The sequence below is a fragment of the Chryseobacterium luteum genome, assembly GCF_000737785.1.
Taxonomy (GTDB): Bacteria; Bacteroidota; Bacteroidia; order Flavobacteriales; family Weeksellaceae; genus Chryseobacterium; species Chryseobacterium luteum.
Genome location: NZ_JPRO01000010.1, coordinates 127676 through 134254, shown reverse-complemented (window position 1 = coordinate 134254; position 6579 = coordinate 127676). Strand labels below are relative to the sequence as shown.

At 34.3% G+C, this 6579-nt stretch carries 11 protein-coding genes; 4 read left to right on the top strand and 7 right to left on the bottom strand.

Annotated elements, in window-relative coordinates; translation table 11 throughout:
- A partial coding sequence (locus tag IX38_RS23020; protein ID WP_034705415.1) for a hypothetical protein occupies window positions 1–569 on the top strand: 569 nt, incomplete at its 5' end.
- A gap of 438 nt (window positions 570–1007) precedes the next feature.
- Complete coding sequence (locus IX38_RS23470; protein ID WP_228377949.1) at window positions 1008–1223, top strand: winged helix-turn-helix transcriptional regulator; 216 nt, start codon at window positions 1008–1010, stop codon at window positions 1221–1223.
- Between the two features lie 189 nt (window positions 1224–1412).
- Here the strand turns inward: IX38_RS23470 and IX38_RS12370 are convergent, their stop codons facing one another.
- Together IX38_RS12370 and IX38_RS12365 are read right to left on the bottom strand one after the other, a co-directional pair.
- A complete protein-coding gene (locus IX38_RS12370; RefSeq protein ID WP_228377947.1) occupies window positions 1413–1859 on the bottom strand; it encodes a nuclear transport factor 2 family protein in 447 nt (148 codons plus the stop codon).
- A gap of 13 nt (window positions 1860–1872) precedes the next feature.
- Window positions 1873–2895 (bottom strand): saccharopine dehydrogenase NADP-binding domain-containing protein, encoded by a 1023-nt coding sequence (locus tag IX38_RS12365; RefSeq protein ID WP_051884703.1) that lies wholly within the window; start codon window positions 2893–2895, stop codon window positions 1873–1875.
- A gap of 104 nt (window positions 2896–2999) precedes the next feature.
- On the opposite strand from IX38_RS12365, the gene IX38_RS12360 reads away from it, so the two are divergent.
- Window positions 3000–3566, top strand: coding sequence for a TetR/AcrR family transcriptional regulator (locus tag IX38_RS12360; RefSeq protein WP_034705413.1), 567 nt, complete (start codon window positions 3000–3002; stop codon window positions 3564–3566).
- A 43-nt stretch (window positions 3567–3609) separates the two neighbouring features.
- Here the strand turns inward: IX38_RS12360 and IX38_RS23465 are convergent, their stop codons facing one another.
- Window positions 3610–3819 (bottom strand): hypothetical protein, encoded by a 210-nt coding sequence (locus tag IX38_RS23465; protein WP_394331188.1) that lies wholly within the window; start codon window positions 3817–3819, stop codon window positions 3610–3612.
- Between the two features lie 500 nt (window positions 3820–4319).
- On the bottom strand, window positions 4320–4799 hold the full coding sequence (locus IX38_RS12355; RefSeq protein ID WP_034705411.1) for a DinB family protein: 480 nt from the start codon (window positions 4797–4799) through the stop codon (window positions 4320–4322).
- A gap of 325 nt (window positions 4800–5124) precedes the next feature.
- On the opposite strand from IX38_RS12355, the gene IX38_RS23410 reads away from it, so the two are divergent.
- Entirely contained in the window at window positions 5125–5283 is a 159-nt protein-coding gene (locus IX38_RS23410) for a hypothetical protein (RefSeq protein ID WP_316934144.1), read from the top strand.
- Window positions 5284–5335: 52 nt separating this feature from the next.
- On the opposite strand, the gene IX38_RS12350 is transcribed toward IX38_RS23410, so the two are convergent.
- The 3 genes from IX38_RS12350 to IX38_RS12340 all read right to left on the bottom strand — a co-directional run bounded on the left by IX38_RS12350 (window position 5336) and on the right by IX38_RS12340 (window position 6528).
- A complete protein-coding gene (locus tag IX38_RS12350) occupies window positions 5336–5665 on the bottom strand; it encodes a hypothetical protein (RefSeq protein WP_034705409.1) in 330 nt (109 codons plus the stop codon).
- Window positions 5666–5852: 187 nt separating this feature from the next.
- Window positions 5853–6086 carry a hypothetical protein gene (locus IX38_RS12345; RefSeq protein ID WP_131368680.1) on the bottom strand — a complete coding sequence of 78 codons (234 nt, stop codon included), beginning with the start codon at window positions 6084–6086 and terminating at the stop codon, window positions 5853–5855.
- Window positions 6079–6528, bottom strand: a complete 450-nt coding sequence (locus tag IX38_RS12340) for a hypothetical protein (RefSeq protein WP_034705406.1) — start codon at window positions 6526–6528, stop codon at window positions 6079–6081. The genes IX38_RS12345 and IX38_RS12340 overlap by 8 nt, the downstream gene beginning before the upstream one ends.
- Window positions 6529–6579 lie beyond the last annotated feature (51 nt).

Sequence of the window (6579 nt, the reverse complement as noted above, 5' to 3'; positions counted from 1 at the left end):
AATTAGCCGATGGATCTGTAACTACGGCCAAAATTTCAGCAACCGGAACTGCAAGTGCTACTACCTACTTAAGAGGAGACGGTCAGTGGGCAACACCTTCTTCTTCCGGAGGAACTGCTACTGGAGCTATAGGTGTGATGGCAACTAATACTGTGGAACAAGTTCTTCCTTTGGGATCCAGTACTGCGCCCATCGAAACACCAATTACATTTAGTAGCTACACAGTTTCTAGTGGTGTAGGAACTTTTGACGGTACTACATTTACAGTGGCATCTGCAGGTACATATTTGATAACCACCAATATCGTGAGTCTTAATAACAGTTCTGGTAATCCTGTTGCAATTCGTCCTGGAATACGATTAGGATCCAATGTTATTGCGTATGGAGTAGGTTTATCAAGCGGAAATTATCCTGCAGCTTCTAAAGGGGCGGGGATTGCAACTACTACGGTAATTTCATTATCGGTTAATGACACCATTTCTATAGTGGGTTCAAACCAGAATAGTGGCTTAACGGCTTCTACTTCGATAAATGGAACAACACGTCTTTCCATTGTAAAGCTATTCTAAATTATTCAGATTGTTAAAAGATAAGTCTTGATCTTGGCTTGCTTAGGATTTTTGATACTTTACGGATAATAAAAAAACTGTAGAAAAGATTAACTTAAAGCTTAAATCGAATTAAGATAACAACAAAATATAATATTATTAAGTTTTTGAGAGAACTTCCATAATTAAAGTATAATTCAAAAAATCCTGCCGAGAGCGGGATTTTTTGAGTATTTTTCAAAGTAATTAAAAAGGTTGTATTAAATAAAATCTTTGCTTCTAATCATAAGTCGATTATTATATTCGTACTTTATCCAAAAAGAATAGTTGTATGCGCAACGTCAATTCTATATTAAGTTTCGCGCCTAGGTTTTCGTTTTTTCTTTTTCGTATTGTGTAAGAAAGAACGTAATTGTGCTTAATCGTAGGTGACGATACTTAGTTTTAATGTAAAAACAAATCAACGGAGTATCACCCAAAATGCTGACCCAAACTCTTAAAACTTTAATTGGCTATGGGATGGTAACACGAAAAGCATTTCCTGAGGTGCCACCAAGAGTAGAATACGAACTGACTGAATTTGGTAAAAGCACAGCAAATCCTCTCATGGCTCTACTAGAGTGGTCAGTTTGCTGGGAAACTCAACTGACAAAATTATACAAAGAGAGCTTGTAATTTTTAGCTCCATCTTTTTATAATCCGCTGGCGCCTCGCCTCAATAAATCTTTTCGTAGAATTGGCAAATTGGGTTACTTCTGCTATAATGTTCAGTCTCGGGAACCTTATTTGCTAACATTAATGATGAGGTTAAAGATTGAAGGTGAAGAGTTGGTCGCTTATAAATCCATTGTCCTAATTGACCTCTTAAGGCTTCTTCTCTATCACAAATGCTTTCAGCTCCGCAATTTTCCCATTTTCGAAACGCCAAATATCACAATAATTAAAGTGTTCATATTTTCCAGTCTTATTTTTTAATCTGATGTTACCCGTTACCGTGACAAAATCTCCATCTTCTATAGCAAGTTCGACATCAAATACCGGTGGTTCAATATAAAATTCTTTCATGTAGGCCCGAACCTCTTCTTTTCCATTAAGGATTCGCTCGCCGACAAATACCCATTTCGTATCTGAGGTGCAATACGCTAAAAAACTTTCGTAATCGCCTTTTGATACATATGCATTGGCTGTGTGTAGGATTGTTGTATTGTTCATATTTTTCTGTTGTTTTAGATTGTTATAATTTTTATTTGCCTGTGCATCAACGTTGAATGCTAAAAGCAAAAGGGAGATAATGATTAATGATTTTTTCATATTAAAAGCTGAATTAATTAAATCTTAGATTAGATGAGATATCTTCAATGGTATTAATTCCGAATTCAGATAAACGTTTGATGATATTGTCCTCTGAAACAATAGTTTCAGGAAGATACAGGCCTCCTGTTTTCTGCTCGGAGTGTCCATTAAGACCTAATATACTTTCTGTAATCAGATATACGCCGACAGCCGTGAGATGAGAGTTTCCTCTTGATCCGGAAACTATGGTGCGAAGCTTCTTCTTTTCGCCGGATAACAAGACACCTTCAATTTCAATATACAGATCATGCGAAGCTTCCAAGCCTTTACCACTGCCTATCGAATCTCCGACAATGAAATCGAATCTGATATTTGCGGCATCCGTAAATGCAGCGATACTGGGAACATCCAGAGTGCCCATTGGATGACCTATAGCCGACTTGCCATCGTATAGATTAATCAATCTTGTATTCGCCTTTGATTCTACAAGCAGCCAGTTTCCATTCTGGCGTATCAGTGCCCGACCTACAAAATCTGTTACTTCGTCTGTAACCAATGGTCCCACGGGATCTTTCTCATCATATAATCCGGCTGTTTCTACAGTGGTAATATGACTAAATTTTGCTGCCAGCTGCTTAACCACAAGGGTCAACAGTCCTGCCTGCCAATGTCCGGCAAAAACAATCGGAGCCGCTATTGTTTTGTGTAGGCCTAAAAACGCCGTAGGAGAAATCTGATCAGCCAGTTCGCTTACCGTAATACAGGCAATTCCGTTTAAAATAGCAGTTTCCCTTAAGATATTGCTGTGGTCACCCAATGCGGATATGATAAGGTCAATTTTTCTAAATTTATTTAAATCAAAACCTTCCTCCAGATTGATATAGGCGGTTTCAGCATTAGTTAATTCCTTTGCAAGCAGTTCGCCATTCTGAGGGTTTCTGCCTGCAAGAATGATTTCAATAGTACGGTCAGCTTTTCTGATAAGCCTTGCTATGTGGCTTCCCACCTGGCCATAACCGCCAATAATTAAGATTCGTTTTCCCTGTGATTCCATAAAAAATATTTCAAATATTGGATTAGGTCATTTGACCTACTGCAAATATAGGTCATTTGACCTAAAACAACACTGCTTTAATATTTTATTTTTAAATTTACCAGATGGACAAAAAGGAAGAGCGTTTAAACAAGATTTTAGCAACAACGATAGATTTACTTATCAAAGAAGGAGCAGAAAATCTTTCGATGAGAAAAGTAGCAAAAAATGCCGGTTTGTCTTTAAGCAATCTTCAGTATTATTATAAGGATAAAAACGTACTTTTGATATCCACTGTGGAATTTTACTTTGAAAGTTGCAAGAAAGAACTTTCCCATACTATTAAACTTTTAACTGTTGACAGCACACCGGATAAAGATGTTTTTCTGGAAAAAATACTGAATATGTTGTTGATAGATGGAAGATCCAGCCATCAAACTTTAATGTTTCAGGAAATATGGACTTTGGCAGCGAGAAATAAAGAACTGCAGGATGCTGTAGAAACTTATTACAAAACCTACTGTCTATGGATGATAGATCTAGTCTCAACGTTCTGTAAAAAGCCTGATGAAATTGTAAGTTTTCTTATTCCATTTGTAGAAGGTTATACTATTGTAAGTAATGTTATTCCTCTCACCAAGGAAGGAGTAATTGAGATGATGGTTAAACTTATTTCCATTGTTGAGAGATAAACTAATCTAAAGTATTTAACAGAAAGCAAAGGTATACAATTAATTAAGTTGCTAAAACGTCAGCAATTCTAAAATGCTGCTTATCCAGTAAACTGCATTGTAATAATAGGTTGTTTATAGTATCGGAGGAAATTGTAAGCTTACCTTCTTTGTGAAGCTTTCTCCAATTGACTAAACTTTCTTTGCAAATGCCCAATTCTTGAGCTACTAAGGATACATTGCCTCGCTGTTCACTTAAATATACTGCTTGGATCTTAAATTGACTTCGACGAATCCTCGATTTCTAAACTGTAATTTTTTCTAATCTTTTTCATACTCTTAAAGTTAAAGAGTATAAGAATGGTGTCCTAACCGAAATGAACAATAGTTTAAAGTAGTAAAATAGCAATATTTAGACCTGTTAATTGAATAATTTTCGAAATAACATTTGTAAGTTCAGCAGAAATCAATTACTGGTTCTTCATTCTGAAAGCTTTAGGGGACATCTTTATTTTCTTTTTGAAAAACTTTCCAAAAAATGACTGATCGCTGACTTTATCAAAAGCTTTTGATAAATTTCTGTGTGCTAAGATTTTCTTTATTAAGATCTTCTAGTACGTGCCACATTGTCGATGCTCTTCCAATAAGATGAAGCGAAGAACGGATTAAAAATGTCAGCCTTTACCATTAGAAATGCTATCGAAAGGATACAAGTTTGGGTAATATATTTAAACACGTATTTGGAAAAGGTATTGATCTGAATTTTAGAGCTTCTTAAAAGCGCATTACATCCGTGTCCACGGGTATGTGACCGAGAATCCGGGCCATAGTCATCGCTTGGCCTTTATGATGAAACTCATGGGTAATGACATGGGTAAAAATGCTGTAAGAATCAGTTTCAATATATTTTTCCGGCCATTTATAGCCTTTAACCGCCTGAATTGGATCTGTTGAGAAATGTGTGATAAAATGGTCTATGATTTCATCAACCTGCTCAAACACTTTTTTGATTTGGGATATATTCAAAGGCTCATCCGGATTGTAATAAGTGATTGAGTCTTTCAATGCAAAATTGCCTGCCCAGGCGATATAACAATTTGCAATATGCACATACATATATGATATGGTCTTCTCATTAAAGACAGGAAGTGGTTTAGCTAGATCATCCATGACGTTCTCTTCTAGGAATTTAAAAACGGCATGCCTTGACTGTTGAACCAACGTGTATTGTGTAAAAAGTAATTCCGATAACATAAGATAAAATATCAATATGCAAACATATGAAAAGCAGAATAATAATTTATTAATTATTAAATCAATTAATTTATACAACAAAATATAGAAAACCAGCATTGCGGCTACCGATATTCTAAAATGTATTTAGTTGGATGTGTGGCGATTTACTTTATTGGCCATAAGAGAAACATTTAAGTTGAAACTGTTAAGATTAAACACAAAAATATTTCGATTGAATCTTGACCAATTTCAGTTTTGTTATATGTTGATTGGCATTGATATTTAATATAGCAGCATAGTATATTTAAGATAAGAAATATGATGTCAATGCTGGGTTTGATTCATTATACAAAAAAAAGGAAACAAAGTTGTGGAAGTCAAGGTCAGAAAATCAGCTTTGGAATTAAGCAAACTTTTTAAGGACTTGAGAAAAATTTCAGTTGAAGAATCAAATAAAGAGATCCAAAAAAAACAAAACTCTGCTATTAAGGCAGGATTTTGATTGTAAAAAATGAGTGCTTTCACGATTTACTGTTAATCAAAATCGATAGAATTTAAAATAATTGATTACCTAAGAAATTTCTTTTCCATTTCGTAACTGTGTTACGGCTTATATTGAAATGTCTGGACAGATGTACATTGTTTAATTTGTATTTTTGCCCATACTGCAATATTTTTATGATCGAATTTTCATCATATGCCCGATATTTTTGATTTTCGATACAGGATTTATTATTAACTTTTCCAGATATTATTTTATTTAATGCTATAACGTCCAAGGCCGATAATCTATTCTTTCTCAATATTATTTCACACTCATTTTTTAAATTAGGATACTTTTTGTTAATCATATCCTTAAATATGTTATGATAGTCAGGAGTCATAATTAAGAAATTTACTATTTTTGTTAGTATCTAAAAGCGAAATGATGATCTTTCGTAATAAAATAAGCTGATCCTTACTGATGCCGTCAATATAGTAGCAGAAAGTCTTGGATCTACATTGAAGTCATAAATTTCCAAGATTGGATGATAGTGTTTTTTGAGCAATATACAATCCTTGATCTCGATATTAAAGATTCTTAATACCAATAATCTTCAAATCAATAGTAAAAAAATGATATTTTAAAGATCCTGTATACGGCCAACTCACCAACTTTTGCATCATTTGCTGATCGAGTGAATTTCCTTTCTTCAGGATCTGGTAGTACATTATTACATCCTCTTCAGTTCTGTCATTTGTAGAAATCTTATTCACCGTTTCCTCCACCTTTGATAAGAAATCTTTTAGAGGTTCTTTACTCATTTCCATAATTTAATGATTTATCCTGTTCGTTTTTTGCTAACCATTTATAGAGTGTCGTCTTTGGAATTCTGTATCTATCCATAACCTGACTCTTCGTCATTTCATGCGATTTTATCTGACTCAGGATAAAATCTATTATTTCGACAGTATAAATGTTTTTCCTGAATTTAGGCAATACTGATGTAACATCTGAAGAACCGGAACCCATCTTACAGGGAGGAGCATACAATATAAGGTGCTGAGAATATAATCTGAAAAGATCGTACTCTAGTAGCTTGCTCCATTTCAATAATATCATTGAATCAAGACTTTCAGAAGAGTACATGTCTTCAACATTTTTCTCGGACACCTTTAAAAAATTGCATATGCGGGACATGTCTATCCCGAGCTCTGAAACTTTAATCTTTATGAGTTTACCTATTTCAATTTTTTTAAAATTCATCAATATAAAAGTTTATACAAATTGATTGGTTAATACGTGATTCCATTTATT